This is a genomic window from Roseateles sp. GW821-FHT09H10 (genome assembly GCF_059415865.1).
On the sequence record NZ_JBWKOB010000007.1, the window covers coordinates 197,123 to 218,026 of the forward strand.

Here is a 20,904-nt window from a genome sequence, read left to right on the forward strand (position 1 = left end):
GTTTCCAAATGTGGCGCTCGCTTACAGAGTGGCGGGCTTTGCGAGCAGGCGATCGACGGACCAGCGCCCGGCGCCAAACAGGGCAATCGACAGGGCCAGCACGCCCCACAGCAGATGCTGGGCCTCTCCCGCGGCCGAGAGGTCTTCCGCCGGCAGCGACAGTGCCGCCATCAGGTTGACGATGAAGAGGCTGACGCCGGCGAAGCGGCCGGCCAGCCCCAGCCCCAGCAGGACAGGAATCACCAGCTCGCCGCCCGTGCCCATCCAGGCCGCCAGCGTGGGCGGCAGCAGCGGCACCTGGTAGTAATCGTTGAACAGGGCCAGCGTGGCCGACCAGTCGCGCAGCTTGACCAGGCCGGACATGAAGAAGATCTTGGCCACATACAGGCGCGCCGCCAGCAGGGCCAGCGATTGCAGATGGCTCACCAGCGTGTCCAGCGGCGCGGGCAGGCGGCTCGGCTGCAGGCCCGGGTCGGTGAAGGCGCGCCAGGCGGCGCAAAGCAGTGCTTTCATGAGGAGGTGGTCCGGTTCGGTGGGAGAGCCCTGACCCCTTGCAGCCAGGCGTTCTGCAGCGCGGCTTGCAGCCAGGCGGCGAAGTCGAAGTCGGTTTCAGCGCCGGAACCTTTCACCGCGGCCCGCTCCAGCGCGTCGGCAAGATTCACTTCATCCTGCAGGGCCGTGAAGAAGGCCGCTTCGGCTGCCGACAGCGGCTGCCATTCCCCGCGCCAGCCACGGCGCCAGACCAGCACCGGGCCGTCCTGCTGCGCCAGCAGGGCGACGCCGGGCCGCAGCAGCAGGCGCAAGGCCTCGGGGGCTGTCGTGCCGAGCAGGCTCAGCGACTCCACATCCAGTTCGACGTCTGCTGCTCGCTCGGCCTGGTGCAGGGCCCAGTCCAGGCGGGCCAGGTCGGGCAGGCCCGAGGCCTCGCCCGCGCGCTCGACCAGGAAGGCCGCCAGCGCCCCACCCCATTGCCCGAGGTCGCCGCTGTCGGGCGGGTGGTGGCGCCAGAAGGTCCAGGCCAAGGCCGCGAACTCGTCCTCGCCGAGTTCGTCGCGCAGCCGCACAAAGGGCACGGCCAGGGCCTGGGCCGACAGCGCCCTCAGGTTGTTTCGATAGGCCGCCAGGCCGCGCTCGGCGCCGGTCAGCCCCGTGGGCGCGTCACCACGGCCGAGCACGGCATCGACGAAGGCCTGCTGCTCGGCCTTCATGCCTGCAGCGCCCGCGCCCGCGCAGCCTCGTCCAGCAGCACGGACAGTTCCGGCACGGCCGTGTCCCATTCGATCAGCGTCGGCAGCGGGCCGAGGCGCTGCAGCGCGTGCTCGTAGACGCGCCAGACCTCCTCGCGCACGCGGCTGCCGTGGTCGTCGATGACGAGGCCGTCGTCCAGCTCGCAGTGGCCGGCCAAATGGATCTCGCCGACGCTGCCCGGACGGATGGCGTCCACCCAGCGCATGGCCTCGCGCGCGGCAGCATCCGGCGCGAGCCCGGCATTGCGGGCGTTGACGAAGAGGTTGTTGACGTCCAGCAGCAGGCCGCAGCCGCTGCGCCGCGTCAGCTCGTTGAAGAACTCGGGTTCGGCCAGGGTGTCGCCGACCCAGCCGACATAGGCGCTGATGTTCTCGACCAGCATGGGGCGGCCCAGGCGCTCCTGAACCTGCTGCACATGGCCGGCCATCAGCGCCAGGGACTCGTCGTTGAAAGGGATGGGCAGCAGATCGGCCGCGTGCAGGCCCGAGCCCACGCGCGCGAAGCAGGCGTGGTCGGACACCCAGCGTGGCTCGAAGCGCTCGACCAGCCGGGCCAGCTTGTCCAGGTGGCGGACATCCAGCCCCGCGGCCGAGCCCAGGGCCAGGCCGACGCCGTGCAGGCTCAGCTCATAGGCCTCGCGGCCGGCTTGCAACACGGCCAGCGTGATGCCGCCGTCAGCGAAGAAGTTCTCGGCATGGACTTCGACAAAGCCCAGGGCCGGCCGCTCGGCCAGCAGGGCTTCGTAATGGGCATGGCGCCAGCCGATGCCGACGCAAGGGGCTGGCGCCGTCAAGGCCTTACTTCTTGGGGGCGGAGGTCTTGCCGCCTTCCTTCTCGCAGGTGCCCTTGGCGACGTACTTCCATTCGTTGGCGTCCTTGTCGGTCTTGGCCTGGCCGGCGCAGGAATGGCTGCCGTTGGCGGAGGCGCAGTCGTTCTGGCCGGCCTTGGCGATGCCGTAGCACTTTTCCTTGGCGGCATCGGCGGCTTGCGCCTGGGCGACGACACCCAGGGACAGGGCGGCGGCGAGAGCGGAGGACACGAGGGCTTGGTTCTTCATGGACAGGTCTCCAAAAGGTTGGGGGGTGGAAGGCGGCCGATCATCCGGCGGCGAGAACGAAGTCGCAAGACACTGTCCAGTCCTTACACTGCGCGCCGCCATGACCGTCTCTCCCGATTTCTGCCGCCAGATCGAGGCCCTGCGCCCGGCCCTGCTGAAGTACGCGCGCCTGCAGCTGCGCAACCCGGCCTGGGCCGAGGACGCCGTCTCCGAGACCCTGCTCGCCGCGCTGGAGAAGCCGCAGGCCTTTGCCGGCGCGAGTCAGCTGAAGACCTGGCTGGTGGGCATCCTCAAGCACAAGCTGGTCGACCAGATCCGCAAGAACAGCCGCGAGATGTCGACGACGGCCAGCACGGATGACGGCGAGGACCTGGACGATCTGCTGTTCTCCGGCGACGGCCACTGGCGCGAGGCCCAGCACGACTGGGGCAACCCGGAGGACGTGCTGCGCCAGGTCGACTTCATGAAGGTGCTGGAGGCCTGCGTCGAGAAGCTGCCCGGCCAGCAGGGCCGCCTCTTCATGATGCGGGAGTGGCTGGAACTGGAGTCCGACGAGATCTGTAAGGAACTGGCGATCACGCCGACCAACCTCTGGGTCATGCTGCACCGTGCCCGCCTGAGGCTGCGGGACTGCCTGCAGGCAGGGTGGTTCAATACCGCAGCGCCCGCTGGAGGAGCGCCTTGATCAAGCTGAAGATCACTTGCCGGGAAGCCACGGAGATCACGCTGAAAGCGGAGGATCGCAGCATGCCGCTGACCGAGCGCCTGTCGCTGCGCCTGCATCACCGCGTCTGCACCAACTGCCGCCGCTTCTTCCGCCAGGTGGAGCTGATGCGCAAGGCCAGCGCGCGCTGGCGCCAGTACACCGACGAGTGATCAGCTGGTCGGTGCGCCTTCGTCGGGGCCCGCCGCAGCGAGTTCTTCATCTCCCGCCAGCGCAATTGCGATCGCCAACTTGATGGCGTCGACCTGGGCCGCCAAGCTCATGCTGGCCACCGTCGGCTGGCTGCGGGCGGCCTGCTCGGGCAGGGCCGGAATGTGGATGAAGCCGCTCATGACGCCTTGGCCCGCCAGCTGGTGCTGCAGCTCGAAGAACACCTGGTTGCAGACAAAGGCCCCGGCCGACAGCGACAGTCCGGCCGGATGGCCGGCCGCACGCAGGCCGTTGCGCATGGCCTTGATGGGCAGGGTCGAGAAGCAGGCTGCCGGTGCGCCTTCCCGCACGGGCACGTCCTGCGGCCGCTCGCCGGCGTTGTCGGCAATGCGGGCGTCGATGAGGTTGACGGCCACGCGCTCGATGGAGATCTCGGTGCGGCCGCTGGCCTGGCCCAGGGAAATCGCCAGCACGGGCCGCACTTCGGCCAGGGCTGCCGCCAGCGCCGCGGGGGCCGTGCCGAAGCTCGTCGGCAGGCAGCGAGCCTGCACGGTGGCGCCGGCGATGACCTGGCCCTGCAGGGCCCGCGCGACTTCCCAGGAGGGATTGATGGCCTCGCCGCCAAAGGGTTCGAAACCGGTGAGCAGGATGTTCATGGCCGCATTGTCCCCAAGCCGGCGCCGCTCCGGGGCCCGCGGGTCTGGCAGGCCGGCACGGCGTTTTTTCGGGGAAGAGGCTGCCCGAGCGCCCTCCATAATCGTTGGCAGTCCCTGCCGCCCCCGTCCATGAACGACCCGTCACAGCCCCTGCCCTGGCCCCATGTCGACACCGACCCTGCCGCGTCGGGCGTCCCGGCTTCCGGCTTCCTGTGGCCCAGCCCGCCCTATGCCGCCTACCCTCAGCCCGAGGTCCAGCGCGGCTCGGAGGCCTGCGAGATCCTGGGACTGAACAACAGCCGCAGCACCGGCCAGTTGCTGAAGCTCGATGTCAGCGACCGCATCGTGCAGATCAACGTACCGCCGGCGCGCAACAGCATGCCGCTGAAGTTCAGCCAGTTCCGCGCCGTCAAGCTGCTGCGCACGGTCACCGTGCCGCCGCGCGACAGCGGCGACCTGAACTCCCCGCTCAGCGTCGACCAGCGCCCGCGCTCGGACTTCCGCGTCGTCTTCAACGGCGGCGACGAGCTCAAGGGCGTGACCATCGGCCACCACCACGACAACCTCGGCCTCTTCCTGTTCCCGCCGCTGTCGGACAGCGACGATTCGATCCGCCGCGTCTTCATCCCGCGCGAGGTGCTGGCGCATTTCGAGATCGGCGAGCGCCTGGGCGACCTGCTGCTGAAAGACGCCCTCGTCACCCCCGAGCAGCTCAATGCCGCCGCCGTCGAGCAGAGCGACCTGCGTCAGCGCCGCGTCGGCGACATCCTGGTCAACCAGCAGATCGTCACCGCCGAGCAATTGCTGCAGGCCATCGAGCAGCAGGCCCGCATGCCCATGGTGCGCATCGGCGAGGCCCTGCTGGCCCTGGAGCTGGTCACGCCCGAGCAGCTCGAGGTCGCCCTGGTGCAGCAGCGCGACGACCGCTCGGTGCCGCTGGGCGAACTGCTGGTGCGCAAGGGCGTCATCAGCCGTGCCCAGCTGCAGTCGGCCCTGGCGCGCAAGATGGGCTATCCGGTCGTCGACGTCGAGAACTTCGCCGTCGAGCCCGATGCCGTGCGCAAGCTGCCGCATGCGGTGGCCAAGCGCCTGGAGGTGCTGCCCCTGGTGCTGCGCGACGGCCGCCTGGTCGTCGCGATGGAAGACCCGACGCGCCGCGATGCCCTCGACGAGGTCGAGTTCATCACCCAGCTCAAGGTCGTGCCGACGCTGACCAAGCTCGGCACCCTGCAGTTCGCCATCCCGCTGGCCTTCGACCGCTTCGGCTCCGAGGCCCTGCCGCGCGGCGCCAACGTCGACCCCCTGCCCGACTTCCAGCCCGACTTCACGCTGGAAAGCTCCAACAAGCTCATCGAGAGCCTGGAGCGCGACAGCAGCGAGCGCACGACCAAGGAAGACGAGTCGCCCATCGAGCAGAGCGACAACTCGCTGGTGCGCCTGATCAACTCCATGATCATCGAGGCGCACAACCAGGGCGTGTCCGACATCCACATCGAGACCTACCCCGGCAAGGAGAAGCTCAAGATCCGCTTCCGCCGCGACGGCGTGCTGCAGCCCTATCTCGAGCTGCCCCACACCTACCGCAACGCCATGATCGCCCGCATCAAGATCATGTGCGACCTGGACATCTCCGAGCGCCGCAAGCCCCAGGACGGCAAGATCAACTTCGCGCGCTTCTCGCCCCAGCACAAGCTGGAGCTGCGCGTCGCGACCATCCCGACCAACAACAGCCTGGAAGACGTCGTCATGCGCCTGCTGGCCAGCAGCAAGCCCATGCCGCTGGAGCGCATCGGCCTGGCGCCCGCCAACCTCACGGCCCTGCAGAGCGCCGTCGCCCGGCCCTATGGCATGGTGCTGTGCGTCGGGCCGACCGGCTCCGGCAAGACGACGACGCTGCATTCGGCGCTCAGCTACATCAACACGCCCGAACGCAAGATCTGGACGGCCGAGGACCCGGTCGAGATCACCCAGGCCGGCCTGCGCCAGGTGCAGGTGAATCCCAAGATCGACTGGACCTTCGCCAAGGCCCTGCGCGCCTTCCTGCGTGCCGACCCCGACGTCATCATGGTCGGCGAGATCCGCGACCAGGAGACGGCCGAGATCGCGGTCGAGGCCTCGCTGACCGGCCACCTGGTGCTGTCCACCCTGCACACCAACAGCGCGCCCGAGACCATCACGCGCTTGCTGGACATGGGCATGGACCCCTTCAACTTCGCCGACTCGCTCTTGGCCGTGCTGGCCCAGCGCCTGGTGAGGCGCAGCTGCACGGCCTGCCGCACCAGCGAGCCCATGACCGAGACCGAGCTGCAGGAGCTGCTGGACGACTATCTGCATGTCTTCCCCGCGGACGGCCGGCCCAGCAAGCTCGCGCTGATGTCGGAATGGATCAAGACCCATGGCCAGGGCGGCCGGCTGATGAAGCACCACAGCCCCGGCTGCACGGCCTGCGGCGGCAGCGGCTACAAGGGCCGCGCCGGCCTGCATGAGCTGCTGACTGTCTCCAAGGACATACGCCGCATGATCCAGACGGGGGCCCGCGCCGAGGAACTACATCACGCTGCGCTGGCCGAAGGCATGCGTTCGCTGCGCCAGGACGGCATCATCAAGGTCTTGCAGGGCATCACGACCCTCGCCGAAGTACACGCCACCAGCAACGCATGATCTGAAGGTCCGAGTCGATGAGTGAAACCCCGGTCGAGACCGCAGCCGCCCCCCGCCCCAAGCTGCGCCTGGGCGACGTCCTCGTCGAGCAGCAGCTGATCTCGGCCGAGCAGCTCGGCCAGGCCCTGGAGCTGCAGCGCGCCACCGGCAAGAAGCTGGGCCGCATCCTCATCGAGGCCAACCTCATCACCGAGGAGGCCCTGGCCCATGTGCTGGCCCGCCAGCTGCGTGCCCCCTTCGTCAACCTCAAGACCTTCCCGCTCAAGACCGACCTCGTGCGCCTGCTGCCCGAGACGCCGGCACGGCGCTTCCGTGCCCTGGTGCTGGAGGAGCGCGGCGACACCCTGCTGGTCGCCATGGCCGACCCCCTGGATCTGTTCGGCTTCGATGAGCTGGCCAAGATCCTGAAGCGCCGCCTGGCCATGGCGGTGGTGGCCGAAAGCCAGCTGCCGGCCGTCTTCGACAAGCATTACCGCCGCAGCGACGAGATCTCCGGCCTGGCGAAGGCGCTGGAAAAGGACATCGGCGACGCCGTTGACTTCGGCGCCCTGCAGGCCAGCGTCGGCCAGGAAGGTGCGCCGGTCGTGCGCCTGCTGCAGTCGGTGTTCGAGGACGCGACCCGCGCCGGCGCCTCCGACGTGCATATCGAGCCCCAGGAAGGCGAGCTGCTGATCCGCAACCGCGTCGACGGCCTGATGCAGACGCTCACGCAAGCCGACAAGCGCATCGCGCCCGCCCTGGCCCAGCGCCTGAAGCTGATGGCCGGCCTGGACATCTCCGAGAAGCGCCTGCCCCAGGACGGCCGTTTCACGCTGCGCCTGAGCGACCGCACGCTGGATGTGCGCCTGTCCACCATGCCCAGCCAGTACGGCGAATCCGTCGTCATGCGCCTGCTCGGCCAGGGATCGGCCCTGCGCCGCCTGGGCGACATCGGCATGCCCGAGGACATGCTCAAGCGCTACCGCGAACTGCTGAACCGCGACGCCGGCATGATCCTCGTCACCGGCCCGACCGGCTCCGGCAAGACCTCGACGCTGTACGCCTCCCTGGCCGAGCTGGACTCCGAGAAGCTCAAGATCATCACGGCTGAAGACCCGATCGAATACCGCTTGCCGGGCCTGACCCAGGTCCAGGTCAATGAGAAGATCGAGCTGGACTTCGCCAAGGTGCTGCGCGCCGCGCTGCGCCAGGATCCCGACGTCATCCTGGTGGGCGAAATGCGCGACGCCGAGACGGCCGAGATCGGCCTGCGCGCCGCCATCACCGGCCATTTGCTGCTGTCCACGCTGCACACCAAGGACACCGTCTCGACGCCCTTCCGCCTGCTCGACATGGGCGCGCCGCCCTTCATGGTGGCCACCTCGCTGCAGGCCGTGCTGGCCCAGCGCCTGCTGCGCGGCATCTGCAAGCATTGCGCCGAACCGCATCACGCCACGCCCCAGGAGCAGGCCTGGATCAACGAGGTCCTGGCCCTGAACGGCGAGGAGCCCGGCACGGTAAAAAGCGTGGCCGGCCGCGGCTGCGCCGAATGCAACGGCACCGGCTACCAGGGTCGGCGCGGCATCTACGAGATGCTGGAGCTGGATTCCGACATGGCCCTGGCCATCCAGAACAGCGATGCCGGCGGCTTCCTGACCGCCGCGCGCCGCTCGCTGAAAGGCAAGACCCTGGCCGACCGCAGCCTGGCCCTGGTGCGAGAAGGCAAGACCTCGCTCGCGGAAGCCGTGCGCATCAGCGTGGACGCTGAATGACAGAGTTGGAGCCCCTCGTCCAATCTCGCCTCGCTGCACGCGGGCGATCCTGGCCGGTCCCCCTGGGGGACGGCGATGCTTGCGGCATTGAGCCGCAAGCACGCGCCCAAGCGGGCCGGCTCGGGAGCGGCCCAGCGCTCGGCCCGGAATACCTGGTATGAACTTCGCGTTCAAAGGGCGGAATGGCCGCGGCGAGCTCGTCGAGGGCATCGTCGATGCCATCAACAGCGATGCGGTCGCCGCCCAGCTGATGGCCGGCGGCGTCGTGCCCGTCAGCATCGAGGCGACGACCGAGGCCGTCAGCGTCGCCGGCGGCGGCAACTGGCTGGAAGCCCTGCTCGCCAAGCCCATCACCCAGGAAGACGCCCTGGTGCTGACGCGCCAGCTCTACACGCTCCAGAAGGCCGGCGTGCCCATCCTGCGCGCCCTCGCCGGCCTGGAGGCGTCGACCAGCCACCCCGGCATCATCGCCCTGCTGCAGGACGTGCGCGCCAGCCTGGACCAGGGCCGCGAGCTCGGCACCGCCTTCGCCCGCCACCCGACGGTGTTCAGCACCTTTTATGTCGCCATGACGCGCGTCGGCGAGCTGACCGGCAAGCTGACCGAGGTCTTCCAGCGCCTGGCCGAGCACCTGGAGTTCGAGCTCGACATCCGCGCCCGCATCAAGCAGGCGCTGCGCTATCCCGTCATGGTCATCATCGCCATGGCCATCGCGCTGATCGTCATCAACGTCTTCGTGCTGCCCAAGTTCGCCGACGTCTTCTCGCATTTCAAGACCGAGCTGCCGCTGATGACGCGCATCCTGCTCGGCTTCTCGGCCTGGACGCTGAAATGGTGGCCCCTGGTCGTGGCCGGCGGCATCGGTGCCTTCCTGGCCTGGCGCAACTGGATCGCCACGCCCGGCGGCCGCTACAGCTGGGACCGCTTCAAGCTCAGGCTGCCCATCGCCGGCAATATCGTGCTGAAGGCCACGCTGGCCCGCTTCGCGCGCAGCTTCGCGCTGGCCAGCAGTTCGGGCGTGCCCATCAGCCAGGCCCTGACCGTGGTGGCCCAGACCGTGGACAACGCCTATATCGGCGCCCGCATCGAGCAGATGCGCGACGGCGTCGAGCGCGGCGAGAGCATCTCGCGCTGCGCCACCGGCACGGGCGTCTTCACGCCGATCGTGCTGCAAATGATTGCGGTGGGCGAGGAAACAGGCGAGTTGGACACCCTGATGACGGAGATCGCGCAGATGTACGAGCGCGAGACCGACTTCGCCATCAAGGGCCTGTCCGCCGCCATCGAGCCCATCCTGCTGACCATCATCGGCGGCATGGTGCTGGTGCTGGCCCTGGGCGTCTTCCTGCCGCTGTGGAACCTCGGCCAGGCGGCCATGGGGCGCTGAAGCGACGCCCGAGGCGTGAAGCTTGCAACGGTTTGCAGGCCGGCGTGGAACTGGCCTGAAACTCGTGCGCTATTCACTTCTCATGGCGCAGGCGGTGGCCGATAGTTCGCTCCATCGCACCACAGCGCAGCAAGCGCAGGAAGGCATCCATGAACAAGTCCCAGCAAGCCGGCTTCACCCTGATCGAGTTGGTGATGGTCATCGTCATCCTCGGCGTGCTGTCTGCCGTCGCGCTGCCGAAGTTCGTCGCCGTCGACGATGACGCCAAGCAGGCGGCCGTCAACGGCGTCGCCGGTGCCCTGAGCTCGGCCTCGGCCATCAACTACGCGGCCAAGAAGGCCAACAGCGCCAACGGCGTGACGGTGGCCAAGTGCTCCGACGTCATCGGCGCCCTGCAAAGCCCGCTGCCCACCGGCTTCTCGGTGACCACCGACAGCACGGCCGCCTCGAACGTCACCGTCAGCACCTGCGTACTGACCGGCCACACGAACAAGACGGCCACCTTCACCGTCACCGGTACCTGATGACCCGTCACCCGCGCTCAGCCGCGGGATTGGCGCGCCGGCAACCCGGCACGCCGAGCCGGTACTCCGCGCCATCGAGCCGGACTACCGGCTTCACGCTGATCGAGCTCATCCTCGTCATCGTGATGACAGCCGCCCTGGCGGTGTTCGCCCTCCCCAAGGTGGTGGACACGACGCTGTGGCGGCTTCGTACTTTTGGCGACGACCTGCAGGCCCGCCACCAGGCCATGCTCAGGCTGGCCCTGCAGCAGCGCCGCCCCATCGTCGCCACCCTCACCGGCACCGGCGTCAGCTGGGCCTACGGTGGCGGCGCCGCCATCGACAGCCTGCCCTGTCCCGCCACCGAGAGCCCCTGCATCGCCGAGAGCGCCAGCCGCACGGTGACCTTCAACAGCGGCAACAGCGGCGCGACCGCAACGAGCGCGGGAGGCGCCATGACCGTCACCGTGTCCTACGGCGGCTACACCCAGGCCTACCGCATCGAGGCGGATACTGGTCTGATCTACCCGACACCTTGAGGCTTGGACCATGGGTTGCTCGGCTAGCATTTCCCGCATGCCGGCCCTGCCCCGCAGGCTGCGCGCGCGCGGCCTGACCCTGATCGAACTGCTGCTCTTCATCGTCGTCGTCGGCATCGCGCTGGCCGCGATGCTGAAGGTCTTCGTCACGGCGACGACGGCCAGTGCCGACCCCATGATGCGCCGCCAGCAGCTCGCCATCGCCGAGTCGCTGCTGCGCGAGATCGAGCTGATGCCCTTCACCTGGTGCGACCCGACCGACGCCAATGTCGAGACGGCGACCGTGGGGGCCGTCTCGCCCACCAACGGCTGCGCCTCGCTCGTGGAAGGCAGCGGCGCCGAACCCGGCCAGACGCGCTACGGCCCGACCAACTTCTTCAACAACGTCAACGACTACGCCGGCCTCTCCATGGCCGGCATCCGCGACGTGACGGGCGCGGCCATCGCCGGGCTGTCGGGCTACAGCGCCTCGGTGGCCGTGGCCGCCGAGGCCCTGGACAGCATCCCCGCGGCAGGTGCCGCGCTGAAGATCACGGTGAGCGTCACCGCCCCCGACGGCAAGGTCGTCACCCTGCAGGGCTGGCGCACGCGCTACGCCCCCAACGCGGCAGATTGACATGAAGCCCCTCGTCCAAAGCGTACTTTGGCCGGTCCCCCGAGGGGACGACGATGCTTGCCGGATCGACCGGCAAGCACATCGTCAACGCGGGCCGGCTAGGGAGCGGCTCGTCGCTCGGCCCGCCAATGCGACGCATGCCAGGTCGCAGCGCGGCTTCACGCTGATCGAGTCCGTGATGGTCATCGCCATCACCGGCATCGTCATCAGCCTCGTCGCCGTCTTCATCGTGCCGGCGACGACGGCCTATTTCTCCAGCGCCGACCGGGCCCGCCTGGGCGACCAGGCCGACACCGCCCTGCGCCGCATGGCGCGCGACCTGACGCTGGCCCTGCCCAACAGCGCCCGCGTGTCGGCCAGCGGCATGAGCGTGGAGCTGATACCGGTCAGCGGCGCGGCGCGCTATATGGCCGAGGGTGCGACAGCCCTGCAGTTCGGCGTCGCTCCCATTCCGAACTTCGCCATCATCGGCCCGGCCCTCAAGCTCAGCCATGCCAGCCAGCAGCTCGCCTGGTACAACCTCGGCGCCGGCATTCCGGATGCCGATGCCTACACGCTGAACAATGTGCGCACCGCCACCAGCGCTGCCGGCAATGCGGTCAATGTCGGCGTCGCCGGCACCGCCCTGCCCACGTCGCTGCAGGCGCCGCCCTACCGCGTCTATGCCATCGAGCCGCCCGTCAGCTACCGCTGCGACACGGCGGCCAAGACACTGACGCGCTACACCGGCTACGGCTTCAATGCCGCTCAGCCCGACCCGCCGACCGGCGGCAGCAGCGCCATCCTCGCGCGCGATGTGTCGGCCTGCAGCTTCAACTTCAACGCCGGCGCCGTGGCGGCCCGCTACGGCCTGGTCACGCTGCAGATCTCGATGAGCCGCAACAACGAGACCGTGACCCTTTATCACGCCGTCCATGTGGACAACATGCCATGAACCAGCGCGGCTTCACCATGATGTCCATGCTCTTCATCCTGGTGGCCCTGGCCGCCATGGGCGTGGCCCTGGCCTCGCTCAGCCAGCGCCAGCAGCTGGGCTCGGCCGGCGAGCTGGCGGCAGCCCGGGCCTACCAGGCGGCCCTGGCCGGCCTGGAGTGGGGCAGCTTCCAGATCCTGCCCGGCGCGGCCAGGCCGGCCTGCTTCGCCGACAAGAGCTTCGCCCTGCCCGACCAGCTGTCCGACTTCACGGTCACCGTCAGGTGCGTGCGCACGCCGGGCGCCGGCACCGTCAGCGACGGCGACACCCAGCTGGCCTTCTACGAGCTGACCGCGACGGCCTGCAACATCACGAGCGGCGGCGCCTGCGTCAGCGGGTCCTCCAATGAGCTGGCGTATGCGGAGCGCCAATTGAGCCGGAGCCTGGCCAAATGAAGACATGGCGCCTCCTCGTCGCTTGGCTGTGCCTGCTGCTGGGCACGGCCGCCCAGGCGGCCTCGAGCTACACCTTCCGCAGCGACAGCTTCGCCTGGGAGTCGGCGGCCAACACCCTCGCCTGGGACCGCAGCTGCACCAGCTACCCCGGCGACGATGACAAGGCCACCATCACCTTCACCGGCGGCTTCAAGTTCAGGTTCGCGGGCGCCGACTACACCACGGTGCGCGTGCTGACCAATGGCGGCCTGCAGTTCGGCACCGACAACGGCTTCTTCCGCACCTACACCAACACCACCCTGCCCGCCGGCACGCCCGCGGCGCAGAGCGGCTGCACGACAGCGGCGACGACCAACGTCATCCTGGCCTACTGGACCGACCTCAACCCCAGCCAGAGCGGCAGCGGCGGCGTGACCTGGGAGCAAAAGGGCACATCACCCAATCGCTATCTCGTCGTGTCCTGGAACGGCGTCTACCAATACAACACCAGCACGCCCTACACCTTCCAGATCATCCTCTTCGAGAGCGCCAACGGCGTCAACGGCGAGTTCAAGTACCAGTACGGCAACGCCAATGCCAGCGGCTCCAACGCCACCATCGGCGTGCAGGTCGACAGCAGCGACTACACGCAGTACTCCTACAACAGCGGCTACAACGCCAACGGCAGCGCCATCCGCTGGTTCGTGCCCAGCGGCACACCGACACGCCGCGCCGAGTACCGTTTCGATGAATGGAACTACAGCGGCCGCGTCGGCGAGGTGGCCGACAGCAGCGGCAACAGCAACAACGGTGTGGGTGTGGGCACCGCCACCACTTCGGCGACGGCCCGGGTCTGTCGCTCGCTCAGCATTCCGGCCAACACCAACGCCACCAGCCATGCCGTCGATACGCTGCTGGACGTCAACTCCGGCATCGGAGACAAGGGCGCGGTCACCTTCTGGTACCAGGCCAACACGGCCTGGAGCAACTCGGCCGCCATGCTGCTGGACGCGACGACGTCGACGTCCCGTCCCTTCTTCCTCGTGCGCCAGGCCGATGGCTCGCTGCGCTTCACCCTCACCGACAGCAACGGCCTGGTGGTGACGGCCACCACGCCGGCCCAGGTCGTCACGGCCGCCACCTGGCGTCACATCGCCATCACTTGGAAGCTGGCCACCGGCAACAACCAGAGCGTGCTGCGCATCTACATCGGGGGCTCCCAGGTCGGCGCCACCACCACCACCACGAGCGGCACGCTGGACAACACCATCGGCACGATGTTCGTCGGCGACAACCGCAGCACAACAGCGCCCGCCAATGCGACGCTGAACTCGGCCAACGGCCTCATCGACGAGATGCGGGTCTACAACTACGAGATCAGCGCGCTGGAGCTGACCGCCGACCAGACCACACCAGTGCGCATCTGCCTGCCGCCGCTGGACCACTACGAACTGTCGGTGCCGACCACCAGCCTGACCTGCCTGCAGAGCACCATCACCGTCAAGGCCTGCTCCACGAACGCCAGTTCCTGCAGCGTCGAGACCTCCATCAACGGCACGGCGGTGCTGACCACGTCGGCCGGCACGCTCAGCCCGAGCATCGTCACGTTCACCAACGGCGTCGCGACGACCACCCTGGCCTGGCCGGGCGGCACCGAGGGCAGCAACGTCACGGTCACGCTGGGCTCGGAATCGACCGCGGCCTCCAACCCGCGGCGCTGCTGCCCGGACGGCGTCAGCTGTGCGGCCGCCAACAGCTGCACGACCACCTTCAGGAATGCCGCCTTCATCGTCTCGGCCAGCACCGGCGGCACGGAGGCCACGCTGCCCACCCACACGGCCGGTACATTGAGCGGCAACTTCTACTACCTGCGCGCCGTCAGGAAGAGCAGCAGCAGCCAGGCCTGCGAGGCCGCGCTGACGGGCACCAAGAGCGTCAATTGGGGCTATGAGTGCAATGACCCCGCCAGCTGCAGCGCCAGCAATCTGATGACGGTCGCGAGCTTCTCGCCCGGAGCCACACCCGCCCCCAAGGCCAGCACCGTCATCCAGCGCAACAACAAGAACGCCTCGATCGGCACCACGGCCGTGTCCATGGAGTTCGACAGCAACGGCAACGCGCCCTTCAAGATCAACTTCGCCGACGTCGGCAAGACCCTGCTGCACTTCAACCACAGCGTCAGTGTCGGCAGCGCCGGCAGCGACACCATCAGCGGCAAGAGCCTGGCCTTTGTCACCAAGCCTTTCGGCTTCACGGTCTCCAACATCACCAAGCCCGCCAGCCCCTTCGCGGCCAACCTGGAGCCTACCGACCATACCGGCCCGGCCTTTGTGGCAGCGGGCTCGCCTTTCCGCGCCCGCATCACCGCGACGACGTCCAGCGGCGCCGCCGCGCCCAATTTCGGCCGCGAAGACACGCCCGAAGGCGTGCTGCTGACGCCGCTGCTGACCGGGCCATCCGGTGGCGTCGCCGGCAGCATCCCGCCCGCCGCCGCCACCGTCACCGGCGACAAGTTCAGCAGCGGCATCGCCGACGTGGCCAACCTGAGCTACAGCGAGGTCGGCATCATCAAGATCACGCCCTCGCTGGCCGATACCGACTACCTGGGCGGCGGCACCGTCGCCGGCACCCAGAGCGTCAACATCGGCCGTTTCATTCCCGCCGGCTTCACCGTCACCCCCAAGGTGCCGACCAACCGCAGCGCCATGGTGCCCGCCTGCTCGCCGGCCTCGACCTTCACCTATCTCGACGAGGACTTCAAGCTCGGCTTCATCCTCACGGCCGTCAACGCGGCCAATGTGGCGACCCAGAACTACGCCGGCAACTACGCCAAGCTGGACCTGACGACCCCGGCGAAGTTCAAGCTGGCCGGCGTGGCCGGCGCCACGACCTTCAAGACCACCGACAGGCTGTCCGCATCGACCCCGACGGGCAACTGGGCCGCTGGGCTGGCCGACGTGTCGCTGACGGCCCGCGTGGCCCGCATCGCCGCTCCCGACGGGCCTTTCGCGACGGCGGAGTTCGGCATCGCGCCCGTCGACGACGACCTCGTCGCCATCACCACCCCCAATCTGAACAGCGACCCGGCCGTCGCCGGCAACGAAACTGCAAACGTCGGGCAAATCCCCCTGCGCTATGGCCGGCTGCGCCTACAAAATGGCATGAGCGCGGCCGAACGGCCCCTGATGCTGCCCCTGACGGCCCAGTACTGGGACAGCACCAGCAACAGCTTCAAGATCAACGACTTGGATTACTGCACCCGCGTGACCGCTGCCCACCTCAGCTTCGGCAATTTCCGCAAGACGCTCAATGTCGCGAACGATGCGGTCATGTCGCCGAACGAGGTCACCGTCAATCCGACAATCCCGACCTTCATCACCTTCGCCAAGCCCACCGGCGGCCATGTCGGCAGCATGGATGTCGCCATCGCCCTGGGCGCCGGCGCCAGCCCGGCCGATGCCTCCTGCATGCCCAGCGGCTGGCGCACGAAGGCCGCCACCGCCGGCGCCAACCTCGTTGGCCTGCGCGGCGCCTGGTGCGGCGGCAACAGCGACCCCAGCGCCCGCGCGACCTGGGGCCTGTACCGCGGCAGCAACGGCATCGTCTACCAGCGGGAGAACTTCTGATGCGCTGGCCCTGGACTCCCAGCCGCAGCGGCCAGCGCCTGCTGCTGCGCCGTGTCGGCGAACAGCATGCCTTCGTGCTGACCGACGGCCCGCCCGGCGACGCACCGGCCCGGCTGCTGCGCTGGGGCCTGCTGAACGAGGCAAGACCCGTCCCCGCGGGCGACGCCATCGCGCTGCTGGACCCGGCCGACTACCAGATCCTCAAGGTCGACACGCCCAATGTGCCGCAGGAGGAACTGAAATCCGCCGCGCGCTGGCAGATCAAGGAGATGGTCGATGTCGACGTGGCCGAGCTGACGCTGGACGTCATGCATGTCGGCGGCGACGTCGAACGCGCGAAGCGCGAGCTCTTCGTCATCGCGGCGCGCAACACGGCCATCAAGGCGCTGACCGATGGCGCGTCGGGCATCAGTGAGCACATCGGCGTCGTCGATGTCTGGGAAACCGCCCTGCGCAACCTGCTCGGCGCCCAGGCCCGCGCCGATGACCTGGCCGCGCGCGCCTGCGCCGCCGTGCACATCGACGAACGCCATTGCCTGTTGGTCGTCTGCGCCGGCGACGAACTCTTCTACACGCGCCGTCTCGAGGGCGACGCCGGCCTGTTGGCCCGCGCCCGTGGCGAACAGGCCGAGGCCGGGCCGGCCGACCTGCCGCTGGGCTTCGAGTACCAGCCCGGCGGCGCCTTCGATGCCAGCACGACCCAGGAATCGCCGCTGGTCGTCGAATTGCAGCGCTCCATCGACGTCTGGGAGCGCAGTTGGCCCGAGCTGCCGCTGGCGCGGCTGTACGTCATCACGGCCGAACACGGCGCCGAGGTCGCGACGCTGATCCAGCGCGAGCTCGGCCAGCGCACCGTCGCCCTGGACCCGCTGGCCGCCTTCGCGCCCTCGCCGCCTTCGCCCGAAGGCGACCTCACCCAGGCCTTGGGTGCCTGCCTGCCCCTGCTGGGCGCCGCCCTGCGCACGGAGACAAGAAAGCTCTGATGGCCCAGCAAATCAATCTGCTCACGCCCATCCTGCTGGCACCCAAGCGCTATTTCTCGGCGTTGACCCTGGTGCAGGCCACCGGCCTGCTGTTCGCGGCCGGCCTGGCCGCGGCGCTGTGGCTGCAGCAGCGTGATCGCAGCGCCGAGGCCCAGCACCAGGCGGTACTGGCGCAGTACACGACGGAACGCCAGCAGCTGATGGTGGCCCAGGCCGGCCTGCCCGCGCCGCTGGACGCCGCCACGGTGCAGAGGCAGCTGCAACCGCTGGAGGCCGGCAACGCCGACCGCCGCGCGCTGCTGCAGGTGCTCGGCAGCGACGCCGCCGGGCAGCGCCATTCCGACCTGCTCGCCCTGATCGCGCGCACCCTGCCCGAGGCAGCCTGGCTCAGCGAGCTGCGCTACGCGCCGGGCCGGATCGAGATCGTCGGCGGCACGCTGGACACGGCCGTGCTGCGCCCCTGGCTGGCGCGGCTGGCGGCCCATCCGCTGCTGGCTGGCCAGGAGTTGTCGGCGCTGCGCGTCGAGCGCCTGGGCGCGCCGGGCACCGAAACCAGCAGCAATCCGCTGCTGTCACGCGGCGGCCCCCTGGCCAACAGCAGCCTGCCGGTCTGGGCCTTCCGCGTCGTCAGCGCGCCGGCACAGGCCGCCAACGCGGCCTCGGGAGGCTCTCGATGAAGGCCCAGACGACCATCGACCTCGCGCTGTTGCGCAGGCGCCTGGCGCCGCTGCTGGCACGCTGGCAGCGCCAGGCCCAGCGCATCGACGCCCTCAGCCTGCGCGAGCGCGCCTTCCTTTTCCTCAGCATCGTGGCCGTGCTGGCCCTGCTGTTCGACAGCTATGTGCTCGGGCCGCAGGCCGCCCGCGCCAAGCTGCGCAGCGATGCCCAGGCCCAGCAGGCCGCGGAGCTCGCCAAGCTGCGCGAGCAGTTCGTCACCGCCAGCGGCAGCGGCGCCACCGAACCGGCCGCGCAACTGCAGGCCCAGCTCGAGCGGGCCCGCAGCGAACGCCAGCGCCTGGACGAAGGCCTGCGCGAAGCCAGCGCCGTCAACCCGGCCGAAGGCCTGTCGGCCTTGCTGCAGCGCGTGCTGGCCCAGCAGCCCGGCCTGGTGCTGGAGAGGCTGACGCTGCTCGAGGACACGCCGGTCCGCCTGCCCGCCACTGCCGCCACTGCCGCCTCGGCACCGGCGGCCAACATGCCAGGCATGAGCTGGCAGGGCGTCGAGTTGCAGTTGCAGGGCGGCTACCGCGACACCCAGCGCTATCTGCAGGCCCTGGAACGCGAGCTGCCCGGGCTGCGCTGGGGCGAGATGCGCCTGAGCGCCGGCGGCCCCGGCGAAACGCCGCGCCTGCTGGCCCAGATTCATCTGCTGAAGGTGCAGCCATGAGAGCCGCCCTCGCCCTCTGCTTCCTGCTGTGCGCCGCCGCCCATGCCCAGGCCGCCGACGAGCCGTCGCGCGACCCCACGGCCTGGCCGCCCGCGCTGCGCAGCGCCATGGCGGCCTCGGCCGCGTCCGCGGCGTCCAGTGCCGAGCCGGCCGACAAAGCCATCCGCCACGTCGTCTTCGCCGGCGGCCGGGCCTATGTCGTGCTGCGCGGCCGGCGCTACGGTGTCGGCGAACAGATCGAAGGCGCACGCATCGAGCGCATCACCGAACAGGCCGTGTGGCTGCGCGAGGCCGGCCAGGTCCGGCGCGAGCCGCTGTACGGCGGCGTCGAGAAGCGGCCGCCCCCCGAAGCCGCTCCGGCCGCTTCGGGCGTCAAGAAATCCAAGGAGAAGCCATGAAGGCCCCCGTCCAACGACTCCTGCTGGCCAGCGCCGCTGCTGCGCTGCTGGCGGGCTGTGCCGACAAGCCGCTGCGCGTGGCCCAGCCCAGCCAGGCCCTGCGCGAGGAACTCCAGGCCCAGCGGACCGCCCCGCCGGCCGCGGCCGCCTCGGCGGCGGCACCAGCCGTCGTCGCCCAGCCGGTCCCGGCACCCGCGCCAGCTCTGCCGCCCGAGCCGCGCTTCGACCTCATCGTCAACGGCGCGCCGGCCCGCGACGTCTTCCTGTCGCTGGTCAGCGACACGCGCTACAGCATGCTGGTGCATCCCAGCGTGTCGGGGACGCTCTCGGTCACCCTCAAGGGCGTGACGCTGCGCGAGTCGCTGGATGCCATCCGCGACGTCTACGGCTTCGACTATTCCATCGACGGCCGCCGCATCACCGTCTTCCCGCCGGCGCTGCAGACCCGTGTCTTCACGATCAATGCACTGGCCCTGCAGCGCACCGGCCGCAGCGAAGTCCGCGTCAGCTCCGGCGCCGCACCGGCCAGCAACCCCAACAACCCGAGCAGCGGCAGCAACACCCCCGCCAGCGGCAGCGGCAGCGGCAGCACGAACACCGTGCTGCAGCAGGACAGCACCCAGCTCAGCACCCGGGTGGCCAGCGACTTCTGGACCGAGACCAACAATGCGCTGAGGGCCCTGGTCGGCAACGGCGAGGGCCGCACCGTCATCGCCAGCCCGCAGACCGGCACGGTGGCCGTGCGCGCCATGCCGGACGAGCTGCGCCATGTCGAAGCCTGGCTCAAGGCCACCCGCATCTCGGTCGAACGCCAGGTCATGCTGGAGGCCAAGATCGTCGAGGTCGAACTGCGCGAGGGCTACCAGAGCGGCATCGACTGGTCGCGCATCGGTGAGCGCGGCGCCATCGGCCAGACCAGCGTCAACCCCTCCATCCCGTCGGGCGTCAGCAGCATCATCAATCCGCTGGTCAGCAACACGCGCGGCTTCCCCGTGCTGTCTAGCGGCACACAAAGCCCGGCCTGGCCCGACCTCATCCCCCTGCCCTCTTCGGGCGGCGGCACCCTCGGCCTGGCTCTGGCACGGGGCGGCTTCCAGGCGCTGCTGGCCTTCGTCGAGAGCCACGGCGACACGCAGATCCTGTCCAGCCCGCGCATCGCGACGCTGAACAACCAGAAGGCCGTGCTGAAGGTCGGCACCGACGACTACTTCATCACCGGCATCAGCGGCAGCAACAGCGGTACCAACACCGGCAATACCGGCACCAACGGCACGACCAACCAGATCCCGACGCTGACGCTGACGCCCTTCTTCAGCGGCATCGCGCTGGACGTGACGCCGCAGATCGACGCCGCCGACATGATCACCCTGCACATCCATCCGTCGGTGTCCAACGTGACGGAGAAGGTCAAGCAGGTCGACCTCGGCTCGGTGGGCAACTTCCGCCTGCCGCTGGCCAGCGCCAGCGTCAACGAGAGCGACACGGTCGTGCGCATCCCCGACGGCCACATCGTCGCCATCGGCGGCCTGATGCAGATGGAGGCCACCCGCCGCGGCTCCGGCGTGCCCGGCGCGGACAGCAATCCGCTGACGTCCATGCTGTTCGGCAACCGCGCCAACAACGGCCGCAAGCGCGAACTCGTCGTCCTCATCAAGCCCAGCATCATCCGCAGCGCCGAGGACTGGGAGCAGCACAACCGGATGATCAGCGAGTCGCTGGACGACACGGAGAGCCGTTCGCGGCGGGTGATCCGGTTGGATGGGTCAGCGGCGGCGGAGTCCAAGCCGAAGTGAGTTCGAGGCAGTGCGCGTCATCGATGCATTGCCGGGAGTCCTGCCTTGCCGCTTGCATGCGGCAAGGCCTTCGCCAG

At 69.3% G+C, this 20,904-nt stretch carries 21 protein-coding genes; 16 read left to right on the forward strand and 5 right to left on the reverse strand.

Features of this window, described 5'->3' with window-relative positions:
* Nucleotides 1-21: 21 nt before the first annotated feature.
* Genes AC07OY_RS26940 through AC07OY_RS26955 form a run of 4 tightly spaced genes read right to left on the reverse strand, consistent with a single transcriptional unit; the run spans nt 22 to nt 2,306 of the window.
* Nucleotides 22-513, reverse strand: coding sequence for a DoxX family protein (locus tag AC07OY_RS26940; RefSeq protein WP_495045678.1), 492 nt, complete (start codon nt 511-513; stop codon nt 22-24).
* The gene (locus tag AC07OY_RS26945; protein WP_495045679.1) at nt 510-1,208 is read right to left on the reverse strand and encodes an HvfC/BufC family peptide modification chaperone; all 699 of its coding nucleotides are present in this window, start codon (nt 1,206-1,208) and stop codon (nt 510-512) included. The genes AC07OY_RS26940 and AC07OY_RS26945 overlap by 4 nt, the downstream gene beginning before the upstream one ends.
* The gene (bufB, locus tag AC07OY_RS26950) at nt 1,205-2,041 is read right to left on the reverse strand and encodes an MNIO family bufferin maturase (RefSeq protein WP_495045680.1); all 837 of its coding nucleotides are present in this window, start codon (nt 2,039-2,041) and stop codon (nt 1,205-1,207) included. The genes AC07OY_RS26945 and bufB overlap by 4 nt, the downstream gene beginning before the upstream one ends.
* Before the next feature lie 4 nt (nt 2,042-2,045).
* Complete coding sequence (locus AC07OY_RS26955) at nt 2,046-2,306, reverse strand: BufA1 family periplasmic bufferin-type metallophore (protein WP_495045682.1); 261 nt, start codon at nt 2,304-2,306, stop codon at nt 2,046-2,048.
* A 100-nt stretch (nt 2,307-2,406) separates the two neighbouring features.
* On the opposite strand from AC07OY_RS26955, the gene AC07OY_RS26960 reads away from it, so the two are divergent.
* Together AC07OY_RS26960 and AC07OY_RS26965 are read left to right on the forward strand one after the other, a co-directional pair.
* On the forward strand, nt 2,407-2,991 hold the full coding sequence (locus AC07OY_RS26960) for a sigma-70 family RNA polymerase sigma factor (protein ID WP_495045683.1): 585 nt from the start codon (nt 2,407-2,409) through the stop codon (nt 2,989-2,991).
* A complete protein-coding gene (locus AC07OY_RS26965; protein WP_495045684.1) occupies nt 2,988-3,182 on the forward strand; it encodes an anti-sigma factor family protein in 195 nt (64 codons plus the stop codon). Before AC07OY_RS26960 ends, AC07OY_RS26965 begins: the two co-directional genes overlap by 4 nt.
* On the opposite strand, the gene pcp is transcribed toward AC07OY_RS26965, so the two are convergent.
* On the reverse strand, nt 3,183-3,836 hold the full coding sequence (gene pcp, locus AC07OY_RS26970) for a pyroglutamyl-peptidase I (protein ID WP_495045685.1): 654 nt from the start codon (nt 3,834-3,836) through the stop codon (nt 3,183-3,185).
* A 129-nt stretch (nt 3,837-3,965) separates the two neighbouring features.
* Between pcp and AC07OY_RS26975 the strand changes: the two genes are divergently transcribed.
* From AC07OY_RS26975 to AC07OY_RS27040, 14 genes are all read left to right on the forward strand, one after another.
* On the forward strand, nt 3,966-6,497 hold the full coding sequence (locus AC07OY_RS26975) for a GspE/PulE family protein (protein ID WP_495045686.1): 2,532 nt from the start codon (nt 3,966-3,968) through the stop codon (nt 6,495-6,497).
* A 17-nt stretch (nt 6,498-6,514) separates the two neighbouring features.
* The gene (locus tag AC07OY_RS26980; protein WP_495045687.1) at nt 6,515-8,248 is read left to right on the forward strand and encodes a GspE/PulE family protein; all 1,734 of its coding nucleotides are present in this window, start codon (nt 6,515-6,517) and stop codon (nt 8,246-8,248) included.
* 157 nt (nt 8,249-8,405) lie between these two features.
* On the forward strand, nt 8,406-9,635 hold the full coding sequence (locus AC07OY_RS26985; RefSeq protein ID WP_495045688.1) for a type II secretion system F family protein: 1,230 nt from the start codon (nt 8,406-8,408) through the stop codon (nt 9,633-9,635).
* A 149-nt stretch (nt 9,636-9,784) separates the two neighbouring features.
* Nucleotides 9,785-10,159 carry a prepilin-type N-terminal cleavage/methylation domain-containing protein gene (locus AC07OY_RS26990; RefSeq protein WP_495045689.1) on the forward strand — a complete coding sequence of 125 codons (375 nt, stop codon included), beginning with the start codon at nt 9,785-9,787 and terminating at the stop codon, nt 10,157-10,159.
* Nucleotides 10,159-10,677, forward strand: coding sequence for a hypothetical protein (locus AC07OY_RS26995; protein ID WP_495045690.1), 519 nt, complete (start codon nt 10,159-10,161; stop codon nt 10,675-10,677). The genes AC07OY_RS26990 and AC07OY_RS26995 overlap by 1 nt, the downstream gene beginning before the upstream one ends.
* Nucleotides 10,678-10,714: 37 nt before the next feature.
* Complete coding sequence (locus tag AC07OY_RS27000; RefSeq protein WP_495045691.1) at nt 10,715-11,293, forward strand: type IV pilus modification PilV family protein; 579 nt, start codon at nt 10,715-10,717, stop codon at nt 11,291-11,293.
* Nucleotide 11,294: 1 nt separating this feature from the next.
* On the forward strand, nt 11,295-12,227 hold the full coding sequence (locus AC07OY_RS27005; protein WP_495045692.1) for a type II secretion system protein: 933 nt from the start codon (nt 11,295-11,297) through the stop codon (nt 12,225-12,227).
* A complete protein-coding gene (locus tag AC07OY_RS27010; protein WP_495045693.1) occupies nt 12,224-12,661 on the forward strand; it encodes an agglutinin biogenesis protein MshP in 438 nt (145 codons plus the stop codon). The genes AC07OY_RS27005 and AC07OY_RS27010 overlap by 4 nt, the downstream gene beginning before the upstream one ends.
* Nucleotides 12,658-16,266, forward strand: coding sequence for a DUF6701 domain-containing protein (locus tag AC07OY_RS27015; RefSeq protein WP_495045694.1), 3,609 nt, complete (start codon nt 12,658-12,660; stop codon nt 16,264-16,266). Before AC07OY_RS27010 ends, AC07OY_RS27015 begins: the two co-directional genes overlap by 4 nt.
* On the forward strand, nt 16,266-17,249 hold the full coding sequence (locus tag AC07OY_RS27020) for a hypothetical protein (protein ID WP_495045695.1): 984 nt from the start codon (nt 16,266-16,268) through the stop codon (nt 17,247-17,249). The genes AC07OY_RS27015 and AC07OY_RS27020 overlap by 1 nt, the downstream gene beginning before the upstream one ends.
* Nucleotides 17,249-17,926 carry a PilN domain-containing protein gene (locus tag AC07OY_RS27025; protein ID WP_495045696.1) on the forward strand — a complete coding sequence of 226 codons (678 nt, stop codon included), beginning with the start codon at nt 17,249-17,251 and terminating at the stop codon, nt 17,924-17,926. The genes AC07OY_RS27020 and AC07OY_RS27025 overlap by 1 nt, the downstream gene beginning before the upstream one ends.
* Nucleotides 17,923-18,636, forward strand: coding sequence for a hypothetical protein (locus AC07OY_RS27030; protein ID WP_495045697.1), 714 nt, complete (start codon nt 17,923-17,925; stop codon nt 18,634-18,636). The genes AC07OY_RS27025 and AC07OY_RS27030 overlap by 4 nt, the downstream gene beginning before the upstream one ends.
* Nucleotides 18,633-19,034 carry a hypothetical protein gene (locus AC07OY_RS27035; RefSeq protein ID WP_495045698.1) on the forward strand — a complete coding sequence of 134 codons (402 nt, stop codon included), beginning with the start codon at nt 18,633-18,635 and terminating at the stop codon, nt 19,032-19,034. The genes AC07OY_RS27030 and AC07OY_RS27035 overlap by 4 nt, the downstream gene beginning before the upstream one ends.
* The gene (locus tag AC07OY_RS27040) at nt 19,031-20,827 is read left to right on the forward strand and encodes a secretin GspD/PilQ domain-containing protein (RefSeq protein ID WP_495045699.1); all 1,797 of its coding nucleotides are present in this window, start codon (nt 19,031-19,033) and stop codon (nt 20,825-20,827) included. Before AC07OY_RS27035 ends, AC07OY_RS27040 begins: the two co-directional genes overlap by 4 nt.
* Nucleotides 20,828-20,904: the final 77 nt, after the last annotated feature.